We start from the raw sequence: 1,478 nt of genomic DNA, 5'->3' as shown, positions 1-1,478 counted from the left end.
GATACTGTTTAAAAAAGTGTGTCTGAAAAGGAATAAAAAAGGTCTTCTCAGGTTAGTTTTACAAACGAAAAACCAAAATGTATAACTAAAAAAAGAGAAGACCTTATGGATTTTACAAAGGAACAATTAACAGAATTAATAAGCAAACATTTAAGCAAAGGAAAAGGGTTACAAGATGTTTTGGAATTGATGTTAGAAAGCCTGATGCGAAGTGAACGACGGGAATTTTTGAACACCCAACCGGGGAATAAAGGGAATGGTTACCGTCAGGGTAGGAGTTACGGAAATGGGCGAGTCTTAGAGTTTCGTATACCAAGAGATCGTTACGGAAATTTTCATCCAACTATATTAGCCTTACTGCGAGATCAGGAAATAGAATGTGAGCGTTTAGCGGGTAGTTTGTACAGTAAAGGGCTTACCCAATCAGAGGTGGGGGAAATATTTGAAGAAGTGTACGGACGCCATTATAGTAAAGGCAGTATAAGCCGGATGATAGAATACCTGCGAGAAGATGTTGACCAATGGTTATCACGTAGTCTTGAGTCATATTATCCAATAGTATTTGTTGATGCCATTCACATAAAAGTACACCGAAAAGACAGGGTAGAAACCGAAGCCTTTTATGTGACCATAGCGGTAAAAGAGGATAAAACACGAGAAGTATTAGGGATTTTCAACCGCCCTAGTGAGAGTTCCACAGGGTGGCAGGAAATGTTTGAGAGTTTGCAATCCAGAGGCGTACAATCCATAGGCTTGCTGGTAGCAGATGGGTTAAAATACCTTGAAGATGCCCTTGCCAGGGTCTATCCCACAACGCCCCTTCAAAAATGTGTTACGCATTTGAAGCGGAACATGCTCAACAAAGTGCGTCATAGCGATAAAGAAGAATTGAGTGAGGATTTACGGGAAGTATTTCAAACCGGCAATCAGTATTACACATCGGAACAAGCATGGAATGCCTGGCAGCAATTGTGTGAAAAATGGGGAAAAGATTACCGAACGATAAAGAAAATGAAAAATGATCCAACATATCGTTATTACTTTACGTATCTAAATTATGATTATCGAATTCAGTCAATGATTTATACCACCAACTGGATTGAGCGATTACAGCGAGATTTTAGAAGGGTATTGCGTATGCGAGGTGCTATGCCCAATGAAGAATCTGTAATAGTGTTAATGGCCAAAACAGCAATGGAAAAACGTGCATATTTCAGGCAATTACCGGGTATTGACAGGGATAAAACATTATTCCCTCGAAAGCAGGCGGAACATCCTGATTTGATAAAATAAAGGAAGCGATTAGCAGCTATTCTGTCAAGGCTATACAAGTCCCTCCCTTCGGTCGGGAGCCTTGACAGAATAACTCCTAATCTCATATGAATATTTATCAAACCGGGAAAAAGAAAAAATTAACTTTGCAATACGAACTAAACTGAGATAGATCTTTATCCGGACACACTAATTTAAACACTACC

Annotated in this window: 1 protein-coding gene; it reads left to right on the top strand. The window is 39.4% G+C overall.

The genetic code is table 11. From position 1 onward, the window contains the following. Positions 1-105: 105 nt before the first annotated feature. Positions 106-1,293 (top strand): IS256 family transposase, encoded by a 1,188-nt coding sequence (locus BM130_RS15055; protein WP_074964425.1) that lies wholly within the window; start codon positions 106-108, stop codon positions 1,291-1,293. Positions 1,294-1,478: the final 185 nt, after the last annotated feature.

Source organism: Thermophagus xiamenensis (assembly GCF_900112795.1).
GTDB classification, from domain to species: Bacteria; Bacteroidota; Bacteroidia; order Bacteroidales; family Marinilabiliaceae; genus Thermophagus; species Thermophagus xiamenensis.
This window is presented reverse-complemented; position numbering and strand designations above follow the sequence as displayed.